Origin of the sequence: Hyphomicrobium sp. (genome assembly GCF_009026145.1) — a bacterium.
In the GTDB taxonomy this organism is placed as follows: Bacteria; Pseudomonadota; Alphaproteobacteria; order Rhizobiales; family Hyphomicrobiaceae; genus Hyphomicrobium_A.
The window spans coordinates 141,856-162,503 of the sequence record NZ_WBUE01000007.1 but is presented as its reverse complement, the minus strand read 5'-3'; the positions used below and the strand labels follow the sequence as shown (position 1 = coordinate 162,503).

Here is a 20,648-nt window from a genome sequence, read left to right as displayed (position 1 = left end):
CTCAGCTGCGCGGACTGGTGATGAGCTTGCTGTCTTCATCGATCATCGGCACGCCGTATTCGAGCAGCACCTTGTCGATGTCCGCCTGCCGCTTGCGGATGATGTCGTTGAGCCGGCGCTTCCACAGATCGTCGCCCTGGCGCACTCCCATGGTGATGCGGAAATCGAGTCGCCCAGCCTTGTCGACATCATTCGTCAGCGGTACGACAATAAGCTTCTCGCCGTTACGCGAACCGTAGTAGCCGGCAATCGGCCCCCACATCACGCCGGCGTCGATCTCGCCCGAGCGGATATCCTTCACCATGTCGGCGGAAGGATCGTCGTAGCGGCGATCGACCATCAACCGATAAGGACGCGCCTTGTCCATCAAGCCGGCCTTGGCGACGATCGTGGCCGACGGAGTACCTTGCACGACGCCGACCTTCTTGCCCTTGAGGCGCGGGTCGAAAATGCTGTCGACGCCGTCGAGCCCGGTGCCCGGCTTGTAGATCAGGGCGTAGGCCGACCGGTATAGCGCGTTGGTGTTGAGCACGAGGTCATCGCCCTGCCCCGTGCCGATGATCACGTCGCAGCGCTTGGCGAGAAGCGTATTGCGCGTGAAGCCGACGGCCTGTGGGAACCACGTGTACTCGACGGGGACCTTCAACTCGTTGCTGATGATCTCGGCGATCTTGTTCTCAAACCCTTCCTTTTTGTCGTTCGAGAACGGCATGTTCGCCGGGTCCGCGCACACGCGCAGAACCTTGCGATTGACGAGGTCCGAACGGTGGCCTTCGACCGCTACGGCTGATCCAGCCATGGCGCAGAACAAGACGAGGCCGCCCAGGGCGGCCCCGACCATTGCTCGAAACGTGTGAAACCTAGCTACCAAGACAAGCTTTCTCTTCTGCTTTCGCTTCTTCCGGCTTTTCATCGCGATTGCGACCGCCGAGCTGACCGGCCGGCAGCGCGTCGCCGCGCGCCTTCAGGTATACGTAGAGGTCGTTGATGAAGCACATCACGTTCTTGTTGTCACCAAACGCCGGCATCACAAATTTGGTACCGGCCGCGTCGCGTACGCGCCCGCTGGCCACCACGCCCAGGAATGTGCCGTAATCCATGTTCTTCAGCGACTCGGCGAGGGCCGGCGCGTAGGTCGAACCGAGGCCATTGGGGCCGTGGCAGACGTGGCACTCGCCGTGATAGCGGCGATAGCCATTGTAGGTCGCCCAGTCGACGACGATGTTATTGTCCTTCTTGCATACGCGGAAGGTCGGGGTACCGTCGGGCAAAACCCATTTGCCGTCTTTGAACTCGGCGCCTTCCTGGGTGATGCAGCCATCGGGCGTTTTCACCTCTTTTGCCATTCCCGGCGCAGCGTCCTGAGCCGTCGCCGAACCGAACACGCCCGCCAGCGCAATGGCTGCGACGACAGCGAAACTGATCCTTCTCACGCGTTTCCCCTATTTGCTTGGGCTAATGGGCATAGACACGTGCTCATTTGGGCGGCTGATTAGAACAGTGCAACGGGCAAAATGTCATACGGTTTCGCATGTTGCGGTGCGAAGTGACATGCCACCGTGCACAAAGCGCCGAATGGGCGGGCGTCGTGCCCCACTCACAAGGAAGACCGGCGCGGGAAAACCCGCGCCGGTCCATTAATGTCGTGACGTCAGCTTATGGCAGCGACCAGACCGTCAGCGAGCCACCCAGAGCGGTGTAGCTGTTGAGGCCAGCGTAGCCACCAACCGCGCCCAGACCGTCGGTCGGGTTCGTCAGACCGGCAGCGAGACCGATGCCAGCCCAGCCACCAACACCCGAGAAGATGCCGATGTACTGCTTGCCCTTGTGACCGTAGGTGAAGGCGTTGCCGATGATGCCGGACGGAGTGCGGTTCTTATACAGCTCCTTGCCGTCCTTCTGATCGACGCACTTGAAGTAGCCCTCGAGGGTGCCGACGCAGGCGATGCCGCCAGCGGTCGTGAGAACACCCGACCAAACCGAGAACTGCTCCTTGTTCGACCACACGATCTTACCCTTGGAGGCATCCCACGCGATGAAGTTGCCCATGTGGCTCTCGCCCTTCGGCGGATACATGGAGAGCGTGGCACCAACGTAGGGCTGGCCAGCCGTGTACTCGACCTTGAAGGGCTCATAGTCCATGCAGACGTGGTTCGTCGGCACGTAGAAGAGGCCCGTCAGCGGCGAGTAAGCAGCAGGCTGCTGGTCCTTCGTTCCGAGAGCGGCCGGGCAGACGTCGGTCGTGTTGACGTCCTGGCCATTCAGGAAGGTGGACTTCGAAGCCACGACCGCGGGGCGGCCATACTTCTCGCTCTTGGGATCGAGATCGACGCCGGTTGACCAGTTGACGGCCGGGTCAAACTTCTCGGCAACGAGCGGCAGACCGGACTCACGGTCAACCGTGTAGCCGAAGCCGTTGCGGTCGAAGTGCACGAGCACGTTGTGCTTCTTGCCCTTCACGTCCATGTTGTCGACGAGGATCATCTCGTTGATGCCGTCGTAGTCCCACTCGTCGAACGGGGTCATCTGGTAAGCCCAGGCGGCCTCGCCGGTCTGCGGGTTACGAGCGATGATCGACATCGACCACTTCTGGTCGATCTGCTTGCCATCCGGTCCAGCGCGCTGAGCCGGGTTCCAGGTCGACGGGTTGCCCGTGCCGTAGTAGACCAGGTTCAGCTTGGGATCCCAGGCATACCAGCCCCAGATCGAACCGCCGCCCAGCTTCCACTGGTCGCCAGTCCAGGTCTTGAGCGAGCTATCGGCGCCAACCGGCTTGCCGAGAGACATGGTCTTCTCAGGGTTGAACAGGATGTCGCTGTCCGGGCCCATCGAATAACCGCGCCACAGCCGCTTGCCGCTGTTGATGTCGTAGCCGGTGAAGAAGCAGCGGACGCCGAACTCGGCACCCGACACACCGATCATCACGACGTCGCCGACGACGAGCGCAGCGCCCGTGCCGGTCTCACCGCGCTTCGGATCGCCGTTGACCGCCTTCCAGACCTCTTTGCCGGTCTTGGCATCGAGAGCGACGAGGGTCGTGTCAGCCTGGTGCAGGAAGAGCTTGCCGTCGGCGTACTGCAGACCGCGGTTGACGGTGTCGCAGCACATCACGGGGATAACAGACGGATCCTGCTTCGGCTCGTACTTCCAGATGATCTTGTTCTCGTCATCGAGGTTGAGAGCGTACACGATGTTCGGGAACGGAGTGTGGAGGTACATCGTGCTGCCGATGACGAGGGGAGAACCCTCGTGACCGCGCAGCACGCCGGTCGAGAACGTCCAAGCAACCTTCATGCTGCCGACGTTCTTCGTGTTGATCTGGTCGAGGGACGAATAACGGTGTGCATTGTAGTCATGCTGCTGCATGCACCAGTTATTCTCGTCGGCGATACACTTAACAACGCTATCATTGGCCAACGCCGGTGCCGCGAAGGCAGCCGTCGCAACCAATGCACCTGCGAATACGCTTCTGCGCATTGCGCTTCCTCCATTTTAAGGTTCTTGCCACGCTTGCAAGCGGTGGTGAACAGCAGCGCCTCACACCCTTTTTCTTATGGGATTGGGGGTTTGCCCCTTCTTCCTCCCTTGGCGATCGACCGGGCCTTGCTGGCTGGTGCCAGTCAGCCCTGGATGCCGTGTCACACCGCGGCACATCTACGCACTTTTTTTTCCCGTCCGCAAGACGAGCGGGTAACGAAAATTCACGCGTCCGTGAATAGGACAAGATGGTTGACGTAAATTCCCCCGTATCCCATCGCGGTTTGTTGCGCTGCACAGAAGATTTGTGCGACGCACGACAACCTTCTGAAGTGCAGCCGAAAACGCTGAATATCTTGATGCTCGCCGGCGCGTCGCCCAGCGCAAATGCCACCATCGTGCGCAGGACCGTAGAGGGAGAGCGAGTCGAATCACTGCGCGCGCGTTTCACAGAACGCTCTCGACCGCGTGATCGTTCGTGGCCATATGCTAGGAACAACTAGAAGAGGGAAAAACATGCCCCAACGTCATCTGCTCGGACACCAATTTCGGGAGTTTTTCCCGAACGTTACAGCGTTGCTTGTGGCGGCCGTTTTGCTCGCCGCCGCGCCCCCGCTCGAGGCGCAGGAACCCCTCGCGGTCAGCGAGGTCGCGCCCGGCGTCTACGTCCATCAAGGACGCTACGAAATCTTCACGCCGCGCAACTCGGGCGACACTTCGAACACCGGCTTTGTCATCGGCCGCGATGGTGTCGCGGTCATCGATACGGGCGGCAGTCCGCGCGTCGGAGGCGCGCTGCTGGCTGCCATCCGCGCGCGCACCAAGCTGCCCATCAAGTACGTGATCAACACCCACATGCACCCCGATCATGTCTTCGGCAATGTCGCATTCGAGAGCGAGAAGCCGACGTTCGTCGGGCACACCAAGCTGGCGCGCGCGCTCTCTGCACGCGCCGATCGCTATCTTGCAATCAACAAGGAGCTGCTCGGCGAAGCGTTCGAGGGGACGCGCATCGTGCCACCGACAGAGACGGTCAAGGATCGCCTGGAGCTCGACCTCGGCGACCGCAAACTGCTGCTCGAGGCGCACGAGACGGCACACACCGATAATGACGTGACAGTGCTCGATGAGAAGACAGGCACGATGTTCTTGGGGGACCTGTTGTTCTCCAAGCATGTTCCGGCCCTGGACGGATCGATCCGCGGCTGGCTGGCACTGATCGACAAGCTCGCGGCGCGCAAGGACGTGCAGCGCGCCGTGCCCGGGCACGGCCCGGAATCGATGCCGTGGCCGGCGGCGCTCGAGGCGGAGAAACGCTACCTCAGCACGGTAGCTGACGAGGTGCGCACGATGATTGAGCAGGGTAAGACGCTCGCCGAGGCGGCTGAGACGGTGGGATTGTCTGAAAAAGATGCGTGGGTGCTCTTCAATGAGTATCATGCACGCAACGTTTCAGCCGCGTTCGCCGAACTAGAATGGGAATAACTGCGGCTGACGGCGGAGGAACCCGATGCATACAAGAACGATGAAATCGCAGAAAGTCTCGCTCGCCTTTGCGGCTATGCTCGCCGTGGCTTCGGCCGTGCCGGCCATCGCTGCCGACGATCCCTGGCAGGACATCCGCCGCGATGTGTTCAACAATCGTGAGATCGTTGAGGACAGCACGGTAACGCTGGAAGCGCCCTATCGCGCCGAGGACGCCGCCGTGGTGCCGCTTACCATGCGCATCCCGTCGAGCGCCGGCGAGGTGAAGAGCCTCACTCTCGTCATCGACAAGAACCCGGCCCCCGTCGCCGCCACCTTCCATTTCGGCGAGGCGGCCGGCAAGGGTGACCGCATGCTGTCGACGCGCGTGCGCATCGACATGTACTCCAACGTCCGCGCCATCGTGGAGACCGCGGACGGCAAGCTGCACATGGCAACCAAGTTCGTCAAAGCGTCGGGCGGCTGCTCGGCAGCTGCCTCCAAGGACGCCGACGAGGCGCTCGCCAACCTCGGCAAGATGCAGATCCGCACCTTCGACGACCCGGCAATGAAAGACCGCTCCCCACCCGTGCGCGAGGCGCAGGTGATGATCCGGCACCCGAACTTCACCGGCATGCAGATGGACCAGCTCACGCGCGAGTACACGCCGATGAAGATCGTGCAGGAGATGGACGTGAAGCGTGATGGGGCACGCATCTTCAAGATGGAAGGCGGCATCTCGATTTCGGAGAATCCCAATTTCCGCTTCACCTTCGCGCCCGGCGGCGAGGATACCATCGAGGTGACGGCCAAGGATTCCGACGGGAAGGTGTTCACCGCCACCTCGGCCGGCAAGGCCTCTTGAGACGCTCGCCATTGGCAACAAAGAAGGGCGCCGCTCAGCAGCGCCCTTTGCATTCGTAGAGCCGACTCCCCCCTCGACCTAGAAGCAGCGAAGCTCCGCCGAGCTAGAAGCAGCGAAGCTCCGCTTCGACCTGCGCCCGCTTCAGGTTCTTTACCTTCTCCAACAACGGCGCGAAGCTGTTGAACATGGCGACGTTCTCGCCGCCCTTCTGGCGCACCGACATGATTGTCTCGGCCGCCTCGTATTCCGAGTACGGCAGCAGCGATGCAATGGTGTCGATCGAGCACGCACACTTGTCGAGCACCATGCGGTTCTGGCCATTCGTCTGCATGCAGGCGAACACGTAGTCGGCGCGGGCCGCCGTCGGATAGTCGTTCTCCGGCAGCTTGACGGCCGGGTTGGCGGCGGCCGTCACTGCGCTGGCAATCAAAGCGGCGCAGCAGGCCGCAAGGATACGCTTGCTCATTGCGGATTCTCCAGTCCGGTGACGCCGGACAGCGTGATGCGCTCGGTGAGCTTCAACTTCGCCGGCGGATAACGGTTGTGATAGGTGGCGAGCAAGTCGACGATCTCGCCCGGCACTTCCTCGCTGACGATGACCTCGAACTTGGCACCTTCCCAACCCTGCATCTTCGACTCGTACTTGTCGCCCACGTAGGGCGTCATGGAGATGCGATAGCAGTCGATCTTCTTGCCGTTGTAGTCGACCTTGAGCGGCTCGACCTTCGCCTTCAGCCAGCCGTCCGAGAAGCTGCGCTGCAGGTAGTTCACCTGGCCGCCGGCCAGCTGGTTGAAGGTGCTTACGGCTTGGGAGAAATAGACGGCGAACACCGGGTTGATGGAGAACTTCTCCAGCTTCTGCAGGTCGCGAGCCCGATCGCCGGTGTAGATCTGCAGGTCGAGATCCTTCTTGCCCTCCTCCTTTTCGGCCACGACTTTCAGCGTGATGTCGTCGGAGAAGGCCTGGCCGAGGATCTGCGGATCGGTGACAGTCCGGTTGAACTTATAGTCGATTACCTTGCCGGCCTCGACCTTGGCGAGGTGCTTGTGCTCGAAGATCAGGTCTGTTGCCTTCGGCTCATCGGCGGCGACGGCAGCCACGACATGAGTTCCCAATGCGAGGGACAGGGCTAGGACGGTACCACCCAAACCATAGAACCGCATACGAACGTTTCCTTCCAACTTGGTTGATGCCACGCTTATTTGGGCACGTTCTAACCTTGCTGACCGGCGCCCGTAAACAGGCTCGACCTTAACGTTTGGTCATGCGGTTTACGCGCGCGTCAACGCTGCGGTGCAAGATAGATGCGCCGCGAGCCCCATCAGCGCAGGAACAGGCCGAAGGCGCGCGGGCCGTCGCCGACGGCCGCCTCGCCGCTGACCTGCAGCTTGGCGGCGTCGATGCGGAGCAGCACATTGTCGAACCAGCAGGCGACGTAGACATTGGCGCCGGCTGGGTCGGCGGCGATGCCCTCGGGATGGTCGCCGACCTCGATGGTTTGCACGACTTTGAGGCTGCCGACGTCGATCACGCTCACCGTGCTGGCGTACTGGTTGGTGACGAACGCATATAGGCCGGCCAGGGCCACGGCGTAGGGCCGGTGGCCGACCGGCACGGTGCCGATCAACCTGCCGGCGGCGATATCGATGACGCTCACGTCATCGCTGGCGACGTTGGCAGTATAGGCACGCTTGCCCGTGGCATCGACGGTAATGCCGAACGGGCGCTTGCCGACGGCAACGGTACCAATGCGCGTATTGGTGGCAGTATCGATGATCGACACCTGATCGCTGTCGCGGTCGGCGCTGAGCAGCAGCTTGCCATCCGCGGTCACCGCAAGACCCGACGGCGACTCGCCGACGGGGATTTCGGCGACGATCTTGCCGGCCGACGGATCGAGGACGGAGATCTTGTGCGTGAACCAGTCGGCGACGTATACGCGCCCGCTCGATGGGTGCGCGGCGACGCCGAGCGGCGCCTCGCCCACCTTGATGCGTTTCGCCACCTGGCGCGCACCCGCGTCGACGACGACCACCTCCTTGCCTTCCGGCGAGGTGAGGTAGGCAAATTTGCCGTCGGGCGACGTGGCGATGCCGGCGGGCTTGCCGCCGATGGCGATCTCGGCGACGGGCTGCATGTCGGCGAGCGAGACGATGCTGAGCGAATCGCCGGTCTGGTTGGTGACCAGTGCCTCGGTCACCGATGCCGGCGCCCCTGCCATGGCGGCGGCGCCGAACACCGCCGGGACCATTGTTAGCGCGAGGAGGAACCTGCGCATCGGGGCACCGAGAAGCGTCAACCGCCCGCTTCGACCTTCTGCTTCAAGGCATCGAGGCCGCCGCGATAGACGCCCTTGACTGCCTTCACGGCCGCCTCGTCGGAGAGCTCCGGTGGCGGATCGTTGTTCATGAAGCCGCGGTAGAAGGCGCCCTTCCACTCGACGGTCGACTTGTCGCCTTCGCCCTTCACGCTGAGGGTCGAGGAGTAGTTGTTCACCGGGAGCACCTTGGGATCGACCTTGGCAATCTCGTACTTATAGAGCTTCTTGTCCGGATCGCTCTGGATGAGCTTCTCGTCGATGGTGCCGCCCGAAGTCAGCGTCAGCGTCCGGGTTGCATTGGCGTCGTTGCCGCCGTTGCCCGCGAGCTTGGCGACGGCCGGGTGCCAGCTCATGTCCTGGAAGTTGCCGACGACGGCCCAGACCTTGTCGGCCGGCGCATTGATCTCGACTGTTTCCGTCACCTTCTGACGCGTCGGACCGTGGGCCAGTGCAAGAGTCGGGAACAGGGCCAGCGCAGCCAGCCCCAGCGCAGCAGCTCTCACCATGCGATTTCCTCCGAGTATCGGTTTTTTAGCGCCCCTCGGCTGCGACCATAGTGGCGCGTAAACGGCTCCGCAATCGGCACCCGCCCCGGCAAACCGCCGCATTGGCACCGCTGTTGTTTTGCGGTGGCGTCCGTGCTTACTTGCGGCCCGCGCGAAGGAGACTCCACTGTATGACTGCACACGCCGAGGGCGATCGTCCGGGTGACGCTTCCCATACTTACGACAACGTCACCTGTCCCTTCTGCGGACTGCTGTGCGACGACCTTCAGGTTACCCGTACCGGATCGACACTGAAGGTCAGCAATGGCTGCCCGCGCGCCGCCGCCGGGTTCCAGCGCCCCCTGCCCCCGGCCAAACCTCTGGTCGGCGAAAAGGAGGTCAGCCTCGAGGAGGCAGTGCGCGCCGCCGCCGGCCTCATCCGTGCGGCGAAGCTGCCGCTCTACGGCGGCATGGCCAGCGATGTCGCCGGCGCCCGCGCCGTCATGGCGATCGCCGATCGCACCTGCGGTGTCGTCGATCACGCGCTGAGCGAGGGCCAGTACCGCAATTTCCGCGTGGTGCAGACGAGCGGCTGGATCATGTCCACGCTCACCGAGACGCGCAACCGCGCCGACCTCATCCTCGTTGTCGGCACCGACGTGCACAAGCTGCACGGACGCTTCTTCGATCGCGTCGTCACCAACCCGCACACCATGTTCGAGGATCTTGCCAGAAAACGCACTGTGATCTTCATCGGCGAAGGGCTCGATACTTCGGCCGCTACCGGCCCGCGCATCGAGGAGGTGATCACCCTCCCCGTCGCCAAGGACCGCATCCCCGACGTGCTCGCCGCTATCTCGGCACGGGTGCGCGGCCACCCCATTCCGCCGCCCGAGGCCTCGGCCGCGCCCCCCGCCAAACGCGGCGGCCTGCTCTCCGCTCTCCTGCCGGGCAGCAAGAGCGCGGCGGCGACGCCCGTGCACGAGATCGCCGGCGTCAAGTTCGCCGACATCGAGGCGGTCGCCGAGAGGTGCAAGAAGGCCAAGTACGGCGTCATGGTCTGGGCCCCACCGGCGCTGAGCATGCCGCAGGCCGATCTCACTGTGCACCTGATGACGGAGATCGTACGCGAGCTGAACGTGCACACGCGCTTTGCCGGGCTCTCCCTCGGCGGTAACGAGGGCGCGCCAACGGCCGCGTCGACCTGCACCTGGCAGACCGGCTTTCCATTGCGCGTCAGCTTCGCCAACGGCACACCCGAGTACGACTCCTACCGCTACAACATCAGCCGCATGCTCACCGACGGAGAGGGCGATCTGCTTCTCTGGGTTGCCTCCATCGGGACCGACATCGGGCTGCCGCAGACCAAGCTGCCGACCATCGTGCTCGGCACGCCCGGCGTGCGCCTCGCCCAGCCGCCAAGCGTCTTTATTCCCGTCGGCACGCCGGGCATCGACCATGCGGGCCAGATGGTCCGTTGCGACAACGTCGTGTCTCTGCCCTTGAAGAACCTCGGCCGCTCGCAATTGCCGCGCGCGGCCGACGTCCTGGCCGCCATAGAAGCCGCCCTGTGAACGTGAGCCCCGCGCAATGATGATCAAGCTGACCGGTGGCAAGGTCTACGACCCCGCCAACAACATCAATGGCGAGGTACGCGACATCTATGTCGCCGACGGCCGCATCGTCGCCGCCGCGCCCGACGCTAAGATCGACAAGGAGTACGACGTCAGGGGGCGCGTGGTCATGGCCGGCGCCATCGACCCGCATACGCATATCGGCGGCGGCAAGGTCACGATCGCCCGCACGCTGCTGCCCGAGGATCACTTTAAGGACGAGGTCGCCCATACGGCGCTGACGCGCGCCGGCACCGGCCACGCCACGCCCTCCACCATGGTCACCGGCTACCGCTACGCGGAGATGGGCTACACCGCCGCATTCGAGCCTGCCATGCTGCCCGCCAACGCGCGTCAGGCGCACATGGAGATGGCGGACACGCCCCTGCTCGACAAAGGCGCCTTCGTGATGCTGGGCAGCGACGACTTCATGCTGCGCCTCATCTCCGGCAAAGCCGACTTCGAGCTGATCAAGGACTACATCGCCTGGACCATGCACGCCGCGCAGGCAATCGCGGTGAAGGTAGTGAACCCGGGCGGCATCAGCGCCTTCAAGTTCAATCAGCGCAAGCTCGATCTCGATGAGAAGCACGTCTATTACGGCATCACGCCGCGCGACATCATCCTGACGCTGGCTCGCGGGCTCTTGGAGCTCGGCGTAACGCATCCCTTGCACATTCATGGCTGCAACCTCGGCATTCCCGGCAACGTTGAGACAACGCTCGCCACGATCCGCGCGTCCGACGGCCTGCCCATCCACCTGACGCACATCCAGTTCCACAGCTATGCCACCGAGGGCGACCGGCACTTCTCCTCGGGCGCGGTGCAGATCGCCGACCTGTTGAAGAAGTATCCGCACATCTCCATCGACGTCGGGCAGGTCATGTTCGGCGCCACCTGCACGGCGTCGGGCGACAGCATGCGCCAGTACAACGGCGCCAAGAACGCCGACCCCAAGCGTTGGGTGGTGATGGACATCGAGTGCGATGCCGGCTGCGGCGTCGTCCCCTTCCGGTACCGCGACAAGAGCTACGTGCACGCGCTGCAGTGGGCGATCGGGCTCGAGACGTTCCTCCTATGCGAGGATCCGTGGCGGATCTTCCTCACCACGGACCATCCCAACGGTGCGCCCTTCTACACCTATCCGCATCTGATCCGCCTGCTCATGGACCGCGGCTTCCGCAAGGAGACCATGCAGCGCGTCAATCAGGATGCGCTCAAGTACTCGACGCTGCCGATGCTCGAGCGCGAGTACTCGATGTACGAGATCGCCATCATGACGCGTGCCGGCCCGGCGCGCAGCCTCGGCCTGAAGGACCTCGGGCATATCGGCCCCGGCGCAAAGGCCGACATCACCGTCTACAAGGACGATGCCGACCGCGAGAAGATGTTCACGACACCCGAGCTCGTGTTCAAGAACGGCGAGCTCATCGTGCGCGACGGCAAGGTGGTGAAGGTCGTCAATGGTGCCACGCACGTTGCCCGCCCCGAGTACAACCGCTCCGTCGAGAAGCCGCTGAAGGACTACTTCGACCGCTACCTCACGGTGCGCATGGAGAACTTCCGCTTGAGCGATGAGGAGATCATCGACGGCGGCCGCGGTGAGATCATCGTGCAACCGACGAAGGCCAGGACGTCGTCATGAAGGTCAACGGAATAGCCATCGACGACACGTTCGCCGAGGCCTTCGGCATGAGTGCGACCGGTGTGACAATCACCGCCGATACCATGCGTTGGGCACGGCAGGCCGCAGTGACCATGAGCGGCTTCGGCACCTCGGTTATCGGCTGCGGCGCCGAGGTCGGCATCGACCGGGAGCTGAGGCCGGAGGAGACTCCGGACGGTCGCCCCGGCGTGCGCGTCCTGCTGTTCGGCTTCTCTCCCGAGGCGCTGGTTCCGCAATTGAAGAACCGCGTCGGCCAGTGCGTGCTGACCAGCCCCGGCTCGGCCTGCTATGCGGGCGTCGAATCCGACAAGCGGATCGGCCTCGGGCAAGGACCGCGCTTTTTCGGCGACGGCTTCCAGACTGCCAAGCGCCTTGGCAAGAAGCGATACTGGCGCGTGCCGGTGATGGACGGTGAGTTCGTCATCGAGGAGACGACCGGCGTCGTCACCGACGCCGTCGGTGGCGGCAACGTCTTGATCCTCGGCAACGACCGGGCTGGCCTGCTGCAAGTTGCCGAAGGCGCCGTCGATGCCATCGGCGACGTGCCGGACGTCATCACGCCGTTTCCCGGCGGCATCGTGCGATCCGGCTCCAAGGTCGGCTCCAAGTACAAAGGCATGATCGCGTCGACCAATGATGCCTTCTGCCCGACCTTGCGCGGCCGCGTGAAGAGCGAGGTCGGTCCCGACACGGTCGCCGTGCTCGAGATCGTCATCGACGGCTTGAGCTCAAAGGCCGTCGCCGACGCTATGCGCGCCGCCCTGAAATCCATCATCGACAACGGTGCCGTCAAGGGTGTCACGCGCGTCAGCGCCGGCAACTACGGCGGCAAGCTCGGTCAACATCATTATAAGCTCCGGGAGCTGCTGCCATGAGCGGTCTCACCTTCCGCCTCACCTCGGTTCCCCACGAGCGGCTCGATCTCTCGCAGCTCACGCCGCGACGCTTGTCTTCGATCCCGCTCGCCGAGGTGCTGAAGCTCAACATCGGTTCTACCAGAAGCGGGCTCAGCGTCGGCGATGTGTTTGCTGTCTCTGGAAAACCGGGCGACACGGTCAAGATCGAGAGCGGCTCCGCGCATCTCGACTTCGTCGGCGCCGAGCTCGATCATGGCACCGTGATCGTCGAGGGTGACGTCGGCGTTGGCGCCGGGCGCAACATGCGCGGCGGTCGTCTCGACATCCGCGGCGACGCCGGTGCGCTGCTCGGCTCCGGCATCAGCGGCGGTGAGATCTTCGTCAAGGGTTCAGCCGGCGCCCAGGCTGGCGGCCTCAGCCCGGGCGACAAGTTCGGCATGAGCGGCGGCCTCATCGTCATCGAGGGGCATGCCGGGGACCGCGCCGGCGACCGCATGCGCCGCGGCACCATTTATGTTCGCGGCAAGTGCGGGGCCTTCGCCGGCTCGCGCATGGTGGGCGGCACGATCTGGAGCGAGCTTGGCTTCGGAGCCGACCCTGGCCTGCTACTGCGCCGCGGCACGCTCATTGGTCCTTCGGTAGAGCAGATGCTCCCGACCTTCGCCGACGCCGGCATGCACGATCTCGTCATCTTGCGCGTCCTGTCGCGCTACATGACCGCCGCCCTCGGCGCCCTGGCGCCGCGCCCGCTGTCGGGGACGGTACGCAAGTACGCCGGCGACCTGGCGACCGTCGGCAAGGGCGAGATCCTCCTCACCGCCTGAGCGGTTGCGCAAGGCTCTAACGACCAATTGAACGGCTGCCCGTAACGGATGGCCGCCCCTCTCCGTATATCCGTCAGGGCGGAGCGTTCCGCCTTTGCGGATCCGGGTCGAGGAGCACTTGCATGATCGCCATCGTCATTTCGGCCTGCCTCGTCGGCAACCCGAGCGTGTGTAAGGACTACCGGGTCCCGCTCGCGGTCGAAGTCGATGCCAAGCGCTGCATGTTCGAGGCGCAGCCGCACTTGCCGAAGTGGGCGGAGCAGCACCCGAACTGGATGATCAAGAGCTGGCGCTGCGCCTCCGCGGACTCGCAAGACCTATAAGCAACAAGAGGGTGCCATGCCCACGTTTTCCCCCTGCAGACGCTACGCAGCGGCGGCAGCGCTGATTGCCGCCATTGCTTGGCTTGCATCGCCCGCGGCTGTGCATGCCGACATGGTCGACCATCTCGATCTCAAATCCGACGAGTTTACCAAGGCCGACGTGACGCGCGACGACGTGCTAGCGGCGATCGCCGCGGCAGGCGCCGATGGCACCGCCGACTTTTCCGGTCGCCGTCTCAACGGCCTCGACCTGTCGGGTCTCGACTTGCGCCGCCTGAAGCTGCAATCGGCCCGCATCAACGGCGCCAATTTTGCCGGCGCCAACCTCGAGGGCGTCGTGCTCGATCAGGCTTGGGCGCTGAAGTCGGACTTCACCAAGGCGAACCTGAAGGGCGCCAGCCTGTTCTCCACTCAGCTCATGGACGCCAAGATGCCGGGTGCCGATTTCGCCGGAGCGCGCATCGCCGCCGACTTCTCGCGCGCCGACTTGAAGGGCGCCAACTTTGCCGGTGCCGACCTGTCGGCCGACATGAAGAACCAGTCGATGGGGCTGATGCGCGGCGTGTTCCGCTCGAGCAAGCTCGAGGGCGCATCCTTCAAAGACGCCAACCTTGCCCGCGTTCTCATGGAGTACGCCTCCCTGCGCGACGCCGACTTGAGCGGCGCCAACCTGATGGGCAGCGAGCTGGCGGGTGCCGACCTGACCGGGGCTAATGTAGCGGACGCCAACTTCAACGGCGCCGACGTCAACTCCGCGCGCCTGCTGTCGCTCAGGGGTAAGGACAAGGCGCGCAACTTGGACGGCGTGAAAAACCTCGACCGCGCCTACGTCGAGTAGCCGCAGCTAGGGCGTGAAGAACCGCGGCCGCGCGGCGGCAAAAGCGCGGCGCACGAGGCTGCCGCGCTCGCTCACCTCGAGCACGAACTTCTGCCGGATCGCGCGCCCGAAGTCGGCATAACCGTTGGCCGGCAGCACGAACGATCCCGGTCCACCCTTGACGCTGTCGCGGAACCATTGCTCCAGCGGGTCGACCTTCTGCTTGGCGGGCAGGTAGGACTGCGCCGGCGCGGCGCCCGGCGTTACCACCTCCGGTCCCTCGCCGGCGAGAATCGGAAGCCCGTTCACCGTCACTCCGTACTGCACGAGCTCGTCGCGCACCTGCTCGATCGGCTCCTCGCTGTTGCAGTTGTCGCGCCCGTCGCCGGAGATATCGAGCACCACCTTCGCCGCCTTGGCCGGAATCTGCGGCACGATCTTGTCGGATACGATGCGCATCATGCGCGACATGCAGGTGAACTCGCCGCCCTGGCGTGGCAGCGTGCGCACCTTTTGCGCCGCTGCCTTAGCGTCGGCCTCGCTGGCGATGTGCGTCCACGGCAGGTTGACCTTCGCCTGGTCGGACCAGGTGACGAGCGAAAACAGGATGCCGCCTTTGGCGCCGCCGACGACAGCCTGGATGACGCCCGGGTCCTCGAGCGCCTGCGCGATCCCTTCCATCTGCAGCTTGTAGCGCTGGTCGTCGACCGAGTTCGACACGTCGATGGCGACGACCAGCGCCGTATCGACTTCTTCGCTGCTGACCGCGAACGCAGCGGTCACCGCTGCCACGGCGCCGATAAGGCTCGCCAAGGCCGTCAAGATTGCCCGCACCGTGCCCTGTCGCCAAACTAGCGCCGCCCGATCGCGCCCCTCGCTGTGCCGCATGCCGCTCGTGGTCCTTTCTTCTTGACCTTAAGTTGTGAAGCCTCCCGGGCAATTGGGCAAGAGCGAGCGATATTGTGGCAACGTTCTAGCGCGGTGCGGCACTTCCAAAATCGAATGTGGCGACCACCGGGGCGTGATAGGAGGCGGCCGAGTGCAGCGCCTTTCCGTAGCCCAGCGCCTCATCGCCCAATCCTTCGTTGTGCACTTCGATGCCGCGGAAATGGCCATATAGGACGCGGCTGGCCAGGATGTGGTCGAGCATTTGCGGCCGGCCGTGGTGCAGCACGCTCCAGCGACGATCAGCGGGCAGGGCCCGGTCGAGCACGATGAGCGAGCGCGTGGCGAGCTCGCTCGCTCCCAAATCCTCCTCGGCGGCCACGGCGAGGCGCAGCGTGGCGCTCCAATCCTCGGCATTGAAGTCTCCCGCGACGGCAATGAGCGCGGCCGCATCGCGCTCCAGCACCTCCTCGATGAGCAGGCGCAGCTCCAGCGCCTGTGCCTCGCGTTTCAGCGCCGAAAGATAGAACCCTTCGGCCCAACCGCCGACCGTCCGCCAGGCGAAGGGTCCACGCTTCTGCCCGGCGACGGGGCTCGCCAGCGGGGCACGCAGGTGCACGTTTATGAGCGCCAGGGTCGCACCGCTGTCCAACTCTATGTGCGTGAGCAGCAGCGGCCGATCGAAGGTTACCGGCGCCGGCGCGCTTCCCATTTCTGGTCCGATGGCCGCATGCAAAGGCGGGGCGACGAATGCATGATGCACCTCGCGCTGCGCTGCGATGGGAAACCGCGACAGTGTGACGAGATTGTGCACGTCGGCGAGCGCGCGGCCGCCCGGGCCGCTGCTCACAGCGCGGTGGTAGGCTGCGTACGGCGTGCCCTCGAGCAGGCGGTCGAGCGCATGCAGCTGCCGCTCGCGCGCGCCCGGCACATGCTGGGCGTTCACCTCCTGCAGGCACACGAGATCGGCGTCGAGGCGCTCGAGCGCCGGCCGCAACACGGCGGCGCGCGCCGCAAAATCGACGCGCGCCTTGGCACTGTCGTCGAGGCTTTCCAAATTGAAGGTCGCAAGCCGCATGCCGCGTGGCCTATCACGCGCGCACCTTGCCTGTCATTTGACTCGCATCAAGGCCGCTTGCTTTCCAGATGAGAAGATGCACAGACAGGTCGCGATCGGTTAAGAGATTGTGTCCATGATGAGCGGGCTTGGCAGGCCATGCGCGCAAGGAATTCATCAAATGTATGAGCACATTCTGATCGCCACCGACGGGTCCGACCTCGCCCAGCGCGCCGTCGAGCAGGGCCTAGCGCTGGCCAAGACGCTGAAATCGAAGGTCACTGCCGTCACGGTGACGGAGCCCTGGACCGCCGCGGTGTCCGGAGAGTGGGCCGTCGCTTTTCCGGTCGAGGAGTACGAGAAGGCTGCCGCTGCCAACGCCGAGAAGGTGCTCGGGGCCGTACAGCAGACGGCAGCCCGCCTCGGCGTCACGTGCGATGCGGTGCACGTCAAGGATCAGTATGCCGCCGAGGGTATCGTCGAGGAGGCGAAGGCGCGCGGCTGCGACCTGATCGTCATGGCTTCGCATGGACGCCGCGGCATCGCCAAATTCATACTCGGCAGCCAGGCGACGCGCGTGCTCGCCCACAGCACCGTTCCCCTCCTTATTTGCCGGTAGGACACTGTCAGTCATCCCGGCCTGCGCGGATGAGGCTAGGGAGCGGGCACGCCCATCTCCCCCCTCAACCTCCTCCCGCCTTCGCCGGGATGGCGTCGAGGGGGGTCGAGTGACTGCCCGCTAGTGGTGGTGCATGCGCTCATGCCCGCTGCTAGCGCCGGGGCCGGCGGCCGTCACGGCAAACTCGACATCGACGGCTCCCGCCCTCTTGAAGTTGAGCTTGGCCTTCAAAGTATCACCCTCCTTGAGCGGCTGCTTGAGCCCGATGAGCATGAGGTGCATGCCGCCGGGCTTGAGTTCGATGCTCTTGCCAGGCGCGATCTCCACGGCATCGAGCTTCTTCATGCTGGCGACGCCGTCCTCGCTGATCGTCGTCTCGTGCACCTCGACGCGCTCGGCCGCATCGGAGGAGCCGCCGAGCAGCACGTCCGGCTCGGCCCCGGCGTTGGTGATCTTCCCATATCCGGCGCCAACCCCTCCCGCGTTCGCCACCGGACGCGTCCACGCCCCGCCGACGCCAATGGCGCTGGCCGACTGAGCGGCGGCATGGCCCGCATGATGATCGTGCTGACCCTCGCCGGCCACGAGCAGGAGCTGCGGCGCCGGGTGCTCGAGGCCGTGCGCGTCCTGCCCTTCAGCCGCCGCCTCGTTCCAGCGCAGCACGCCGTTGGCGCACTTCTGCGTCACCGGAAACGAGAGCTTAGCCCCTGGGGTCAGCTCGGCAGCGATGAATGTCGACAGCACGAACTGATCGAAATACTCGTCGGGCAGCTCCCCACCGCTCCACGTCACTTGGCGCACGCCCTCGCGCTTGCTCTCGCCGTGGTAGAAGGCGTAGCTGCGCGCGTACGCACCCTTCTCAAGCGCCAGCGTCCACCCGGGTTTCGGCATCGGCTTCACTGCGATGACGCCTTCGGGGATGTCGATGCGCACCTCGGTGGTCGGCGAGCCCTCGCAGCCGTGTGGCACGCCGAACACCGCCTTGTAGCCGGCGCCGACCTTGGCCTGCTTCCCCTCCAGCGACACGTGCGCGCTGGACTGGGTGCTGGCCCCAATGAGGCAGAGAAGTGCGCCGATAGCGCCGCGCAGATCAACGAGCATTTCAAGTCTCCCAAGCTTTGCTCTTCTCATCATAATCACCAATGAACTTGCACGCCGGCATAGACGGCGCGGCCATTGCCCGGCTCGAATACCGCAGTGTCCACGCCCTTGAGATCGCCGGCGATGCTGGCCGAGGCGATATAGGCTTCATCGGACAGGTTGCGGCCTTCGATGTAGGCGGTGATCGGGCCACCGTCATCGAAGCCGAGCTTCATACCCCAGATGGCATACGCCGCCGTCTTCAACGTGTTGGCATTGTCAACGAAGTATGCCTGCGGCGCCCACTCGATGTTGGGGCCGGCGTAGACGCCCGACGGGTGCTTGTACAGGAGCTCGGTGCGGATGAAATGCCGCGGGGCTCCGGGAAGCTCGTTGTCGCCCCACAGCGCATCGTCGTCGAAGTGGAAGTCGCTGAAGGTATAGGCCGCATTGAGCCACAGCTTGTCGGGCGTGCGTCCGGCGGCGAACAGCGACTGCAGCAGCGCCGCGCCGAGGCCCGCCTCGATCCCCTGGTGCACGGTGCTGTCGGCGTTGGTCACCGAGCACGTGCTGAAGACGACGGTGATGCACTGCAGCTCGTCGTCGATCTCGGCGCGATACAGCGATACATCCCAGGTGTAGTTCGGGCGCGCACCGCGCGTGCCGATCTCGTAGGTCGCTGCCCGCTGCGCGCGCGCGTTGAACGGCGTCCCGGCGGTGTTCTCGCCGAAGCTCGGGATCTCCGCGCTGCGCGAGACGTTGGCGAACACCTGCCAGGTCGGATCGACGTCCCACAACAGTCCAACCTTCGGGCTCCACAGATCGAATTCGCTCTTGCCGTTCACATCGCCGACGCTGGTGTAGTTCACCGCCTGCTCCCGCGTCGCATGCAGGTACTGCGTGCCCGCCACCAGCGCCACATCGCGCAGGAAGTAGAACGAGTTCTCGGCGTAAAGCGAGACGTTGCTCGAGTCGTCCTCGACCGCCGACAGTAGCGCGCCCCTCTGCGCATTCGCACTGTTGGCGTACTGTTTCGCATCGACCGTGCCGTTGTGCACGTTGGCGCCGACGATCAGGCGATTGCGGTGCCCGGCGATCCGCTGCTCGTTGTTGAGACGCGCAAAGCCGCCGTAGTCGTCGTACCTGTAATCCAACCAGCGAAAAATCGGATGCATGAGGTGCCGGTCGACGCCGAAGGCGCCCACTTCGAGCAGCGTTCCCGGCGCCAGGCGGACCGCCGTCTTGTTGGCGAAGCGGACGGTGTCAATGTTGCGCTGGTAGTCGTTGGCGACATTGATCGCCGCCGCCGTCTCCGGGTCGGCGAGCGCCACCGACTTTCTCACCGCACCGGGAATGCGCTGGCGCACCCAATTGGCGTTGAGGTAGAAGCGGGTCTCGGCATCCTCCGACAGCCGATAGCCGACGTTCATCGCTCCGCGCACGCTCTCGCCCCAGCTGTGGTCGCGGAATCCATCCGCTTCCTGCCAGGTGCCGGTGATGAAATAATCGGCCGGCCCGGCGACGCCACCCGAGCTCGCCGCCAGCTTGTGGAAGCCGAAGCTGCCGACGTCGAGGCGCGCACCGAACGCATCCGCGTCATACCCCGTCGGCATCACGAAGTTGATGGCGCCGCCGAGCGAGTTGGCGCCGAAGCGCAGCGCATTGGCGCCCTTGTAGACCTCGATGTAGCGGTAAGCGGTGGGGTCGATCTCCTGGAAGTCGCCGAAGCCGTCCGCCGTGTTGATCGGGATGCCGTCCATGTAGAGCTGCAGGCCGCGCAGGTGAAAGTTGCGCGACAGGCCGGAGCCGCGGATCGACAGGCGCGTGTCGTCGCCCCACTTCGGCTGCACGAACACGCCGGGCACGTAGTCGAGCGCGTCCTTGATGGTCGCCGCGGGGGTCGAGCCCTGGTAGGCGCTTCCCGGCACCAGCTCGACGCCGCCCGGCGTCTGCTCCAGCTCGGCGCGTGCTTCGGCCGTATTGGGAACCGTAAGGCTGCCCGAGCGCGCGGCGGCAACGCCGGCTGGTGCGGAACTCGTTGTCACCGGCGCCGCAGGCGCGGCACCAATCGTCGCTGGCTGTGCCGCCTTCTTGGCGCTCTTCTTCTTGCTCGGCTTCGCCGGCGCCGACGGGGCGCTCTGCTCGACGACTACCGGCGGCAGCGGAACCGCCGCGTCCTTCGACTGCGCCGCGGCGCGATGCGCGCCCGATGCAGCCATCAAGCCCATGGCCGCCACGCAAGCGAGCAGCCGCCCCATACTCCGATACATGCACGCAAACTCCCAGACGCTCTTC

20 protein-coding genes are annotated in these 20,648 nt (G+C 64.6%); 9 read left to right on the top strand and 11 right to left on the bottom strand.

What is annotated here, in order from left to right; all coding sequences use genetic code 11:
- Window position 1 precedes the first annotated feature (1 nt).
- From F9K20_RS08400 to F9K20_RS08390, 3 genes are all read right to left on the bottom strand, one after another.
- A complete protein-coding gene (locus F9K20_RS08400) occupies window positions 2-841 on the bottom strand; it encodes a substrate-binding domain-containing protein (RefSeq protein WP_290999876.1) in 840 nt (279 codons plus the stop codon).
- A 19-nt stretch (window positions 842-860) separates the two neighbouring features.
- Window positions 861-1,346 carry a c-type cytochrome, methanol metabolism-related gene (locus tag F9K20_RS08395; protein WP_290999873.1) on the bottom strand — a complete coding sequence of 162 codons (486 nt, stop codon included), beginning with the start codon at window positions 1,344-1,346 and terminating at the stop codon, window positions 861-863.
- Window positions 1,347-1,656: 310 nt separating this feature from the next.
- The gene (locus tag F9K20_RS08390; RefSeq protein WP_290999870.1) at window positions 1,657-3,477 is read right to left on the bottom strand and encodes a methanol/ethanol family PQQ-dependent dehydrogenase; all 1,821 of its coding nucleotides are present in this window, start codon (window positions 3,475-3,477) and stop codon (window positions 1,657-1,659) included.
- A gap of 582 nt (window positions 3,478-4,059) precedes the next feature.
- On the opposite strand from F9K20_RS08390, the gene F9K20_RS08385 reads away from it, so the two are divergent.
- Together F9K20_RS08385 and F9K20_RS08380 are read left to right on the top strand one after the other, a co-directional pair.
- Window positions 4,060-4,962 carry a quinoprotein relay system zinc metallohydrolase 2 gene (locus F9K20_RS08385; RefSeq protein WP_290999868.1) on the top strand — a complete coding sequence of 301 codons (903 nt, stop codon included), beginning with the start codon at window positions 4,060-4,062 and terminating at the stop codon, window positions 4,960-4,962.
- Window positions 4,963-5,002: 40 nt separating this feature from the next.
- Window positions 5,003-5,806 (top strand): quinoprotein dehydrogenase-associated SoxYZ-like carrier, encoded by an 804-nt coding sequence (locus F9K20_RS08380; protein ID WP_290999866.1) that lies wholly within the window; start codon window positions 5,003-5,005, stop codon window positions 5,804-5,806.
- Window positions 5,807-5,909: 103 nt separating this feature from the next.
- Here F9K20_RS08380 and F9K20_RS08375 read toward each other — a convergent pair whose 3' ends face one another.
- The 4 genes from F9K20_RS08375 to F9K20_RS08360 form a co-directional block, all read right to left on the bottom strand.
- A complete protein-coding gene (locus tag F9K20_RS08375; RefSeq protein ID WP_290999864.1) occupies window positions 5,910-6,272 on the bottom strand; it encodes a hypothetical protein in 363 nt (120 codons plus the stop codon).
- Window positions 6,269-6,907 carry a hypothetical protein gene (locus F9K20_RS08370; protein WP_290999861.1) on the bottom strand — a complete coding sequence of 213 codons (639 nt, stop codon included), beginning with the start codon at window positions 6,905-6,907 and terminating at the stop codon, window positions 6,269-6,271. The genes F9K20_RS08375 and F9K20_RS08370 overlap by 4 nt, the downstream gene beginning before the upstream one ends.
- 221 nt (window positions 6,908-7,128) lie before the next feature.
- The gene (locus F9K20_RS08365) at window positions 7,129-8,085 is read right to left on the bottom strand and encodes a YncE family protein (protein ID WP_290999859.1); all 957 of its coding nucleotides are present in this window, start codon (window positions 8,083-8,085) and stop codon (window positions 7,129-7,131) included.
- Between the two features lie 17 nt (window positions 8,086-8,102).
- On the bottom strand, window positions 8,103-8,633 hold the full coding sequence (locus F9K20_RS08360; RefSeq protein WP_290999856.1) for an SRPBCC family protein: 531 nt from the start codon (window positions 8,631-8,633) through the stop codon (window positions 8,103-8,105).
- A 170-nt stretch (window positions 8,634-8,803) separates the two neighbouring features.
- On the opposite strand from F9K20_RS08360, the gene F9K20_RS08355 reads away from it, so the two are divergent.
- From F9K20_RS08355 to F9K20_RS08330, 6 genes are all read left to right on the top strand, one after another.
- On the top strand, window positions 8,804-10,186 hold the full coding sequence (locus tag F9K20_RS08355; RefSeq protein WP_290999853.1) for a formylmethanofuran dehydrogenase: 1,383 nt from the start codon (window positions 8,804-8,806) through the stop codon (window positions 10,184-10,186).
- Between the two features lie 16 nt (window positions 10,187-10,202).
- Window positions 10,203-11,870, top strand: coding sequence for a formylmethanofuran dehydrogenase subunit A (locus tag F9K20_RS08350; protein WP_290999850.1), 1,668 nt, complete (start codon window positions 10,203-10,205; stop codon window positions 11,868-11,870).
- Window positions 11,867-12,766: a formylmethanofuran--tetrahydromethanopterin N-formyltransferase gene (fhcD, locus tag F9K20_RS08345; RefSeq protein ID WP_290999847.1), complete on the top strand. Its 900-nt coding sequence runs from the start codon at window positions 11,867-11,869 to the stop codon at window positions 12,764-12,766. The genes F9K20_RS08350 and fhcD overlap by 4 nt, the downstream gene beginning before the upstream one ends.
- The gene (locus F9K20_RS08340; protein ID WP_290999844.1) at window positions 12,763-13,572 is read left to right on the top strand and encodes a formylmethanofuran dehydrogenase subunit C; all 810 of its coding nucleotides are present in this window, start codon (window positions 12,763-12,765) and stop codon (window positions 13,570-13,572) included. Before fhcD ends, F9K20_RS08340 begins: the two co-directional genes overlap by 4 nt.
- Window positions 13,573-13,694: 122 nt before the next feature.
- The gene (locus tag F9K20_RS08335) at window positions 13,695-13,895 is read left to right on the top strand and encodes a hypothetical protein (protein WP_290999842.1); all 201 of its coding nucleotides are present in this window, start codon (window positions 13,695-13,697) and stop codon (window positions 13,893-13,895) included.
- Window positions 13,896-13,911: 16 nt separating this feature from the next.
- The gene (locus tag F9K20_RS08330) at window positions 13,912-14,733 is read left to right on the top strand and encodes a pentapeptide repeat-containing protein (protein WP_290999840.1); all 822 of its coding nucleotides are present in this window, start codon (window positions 13,912-13,914) and stop codon (window positions 14,731-14,733) included.
- Window positions 14,734-14,739: 6 nt separating this feature from the next.
- Here F9K20_RS08330 and F9K20_RS08325 read toward each other — a convergent pair whose 3' ends face one another.
- Window positions 14,740-15,600: a DUF1194 domain-containing protein gene (locus F9K20_RS08325; RefSeq protein ID WP_290999837.1), complete on the bottom strand. Its 861-nt coding sequence runs from the start codon at window positions 15,598-15,600 to the stop codon at window positions 14,740-14,742.
- 85 nt (window positions 15,601-15,685) lie between these two features.
- A complete protein-coding gene (locus F9K20_RS08320; RefSeq protein WP_290999834.1) occupies window positions 15,686-16,675 on the bottom strand; it encodes an endonuclease/exonuclease/phosphatase family protein in 990 nt (329 codons plus the stop codon).
- A 160-nt stretch (window positions 16,676-16,835) separates the two neighbouring features.
- Here F9K20_RS08320 and F9K20_RS08315 point away from each other — a divergent pair, with 160 nt between their 5' ends.
- Window positions 16,836-17,273 (top strand): universal stress protein, encoded by a 438-nt coding sequence (locus tag F9K20_RS08315; protein WP_290999831.1) that lies wholly within the window; start codon window positions 16,836-16,838, stop codon window positions 17,271-17,273.
- 120 nt (window positions 17,274-17,393) lie between these two features.
- Here F9K20_RS08315 and F9K20_RS08310 read toward each other — a convergent pair whose 3' ends face one another.
- Both F9K20_RS08310 and F9K20_RS08305 read right to left on the bottom strand, forming a co-directional pair.
- Complete coding sequence (locus F9K20_RS08310; protein WP_290999828.1) at window positions 17,394-18,374, bottom strand: DUF1775 domain-containing protein; 981 nt, start codon at window positions 18,372-18,374, stop codon at window positions 17,394-17,396.
- 35 nt (window positions 18,375-18,409) lie between these two features.
- Window positions 18,410-20,623: a TonB-dependent receptor gene (locus F9K20_RS08305; protein WP_290999825.1), complete on the bottom strand. Its 2,214-nt coding sequence runs from the start codon at window positions 20,621-20,623 to the stop codon at window positions 18,410-18,412.
- Window positions 20,624-20,648 lie beyond the last annotated feature (25 nt).

Coding starts and splice junctions, on each gene's coding strand:
- F9K20_RS08400 (WP_290999876.1), bottom strand. CDS start 841: ATGGTCGGGGCCGCCCTGGGCGGCCTCGTCTTGTTCTGCGCCATGGCT.
- F9K20_RS08395 (WP_290999873.1), bottom strand. CDS start 1,346: ATGGCAAAAGAGGTGAAAACGCCCGATGGCTGCATCACCCAGGAAGGC.
- F9K20_RS08390 (WP_290999870.1), bottom strand. CDS start 3,477: ATGCGCAGAAGCGTATTCGCAGGTGCATTGGTTGCGACGGCTGCCTTC.
- F9K20_RS08380 (WP_290999866.1), top strand. CDS start 5,003: ATGAAATCGCAGAAAGTCTCGCTCGCCTTTGCGGCTATGCTCGCCGTG.
- F9K20_RS08375 (WP_290999864.1), bottom strand. CDS start 6,272: ATGAGCAAGCGTATCCTTGCGGCCTGCTGCGCCGCTTTGATTGCCAGC.
- F9K20_RS08365 (WP_290999859.1), bottom strand. CDS start 8,085: ATGCGCAGGTTCCTCCTCGCGCTAACAATGGTCCCGGCGGTGTTCGGC.
- F9K20_RS08360 (WP_290999856.1), bottom strand. CDS start 8,633: ATGGTGAGAGCTGCTGCGCTGGGGCTGGCTGCGCTGGCCCTGTTCCCG.
- F9K20_RS08355 (WP_290999853.1), top strand. CDS start 8,804: ATGACTGCACACGCCGAGGGCGATCGTCCGGGTGACGCTTCCCATACT.
- F9K20_RS08350 (WP_290999850.1), top strand. CDS start 10,203: ATGATGATCAAGCTGACCGGTGGCAAGGTCTACGACCCCGCCAACAAC.
- fhcD (WP_290999847.1), top strand. CDS start 11,867: ATGAAGGTCAACGGAATAGCCATCGACGACACGTTCGCCGAGGCCTTC.
- F9K20_RS08340 (WP_290999844.1), top strand. CDS start 12,763: ATGAGCGGTCTCACCTTCCGCCTCACCTCGGTTCCCCACGAGCGGCTC.
- F9K20_RS08335 (WP_290999842.1), top strand. CDS start 13,695: ATGATCGCCATCGTCATTTCGGCCTGCCTCGTCGGCAACCCGAGCGTG.
- F9K20_RS08330 (WP_290999840.1), top strand. CDS start 13,912: ATGCCCACGTTTTCCCCCTGCAGACGCTACGCAGCGGCGGCAGCGCTG.
- F9K20_RS08325 (WP_290999837.1), bottom strand. CDS start 15,600: ATGCGGCACAGCGAGGGGCGCGATCGGGCGGCGCTAGTTTGGCGACAG.
- F9K20_RS08320 (WP_290999834.1), bottom strand. CDS start 16,675: ATGCGGCTTGCGACCTTCAATTTGGAAAGCCTCGACGACAGTGCCAAG.
- F9K20_RS08315 (WP_290999831.1), top strand. CDS start 16,836: ATGTATGAGCACATTCTGATCGCCACCGACGGGTCCGACCTCGCCCAG.
- F9K20_RS08310 (WP_290999828.1), bottom strand. CDS start 18,374: ATGCTCGTTGATCTGCGCGGCGCTATCGGCGCACTTCTCTGCCTCATT.
- F9K20_RS08305 (WP_290999825.1), bottom strand. CDS start 20,623: ATGTATCGGAGTATGGGGCGGCTGCTCGCTTGCGTGGCGGCCATGGGC.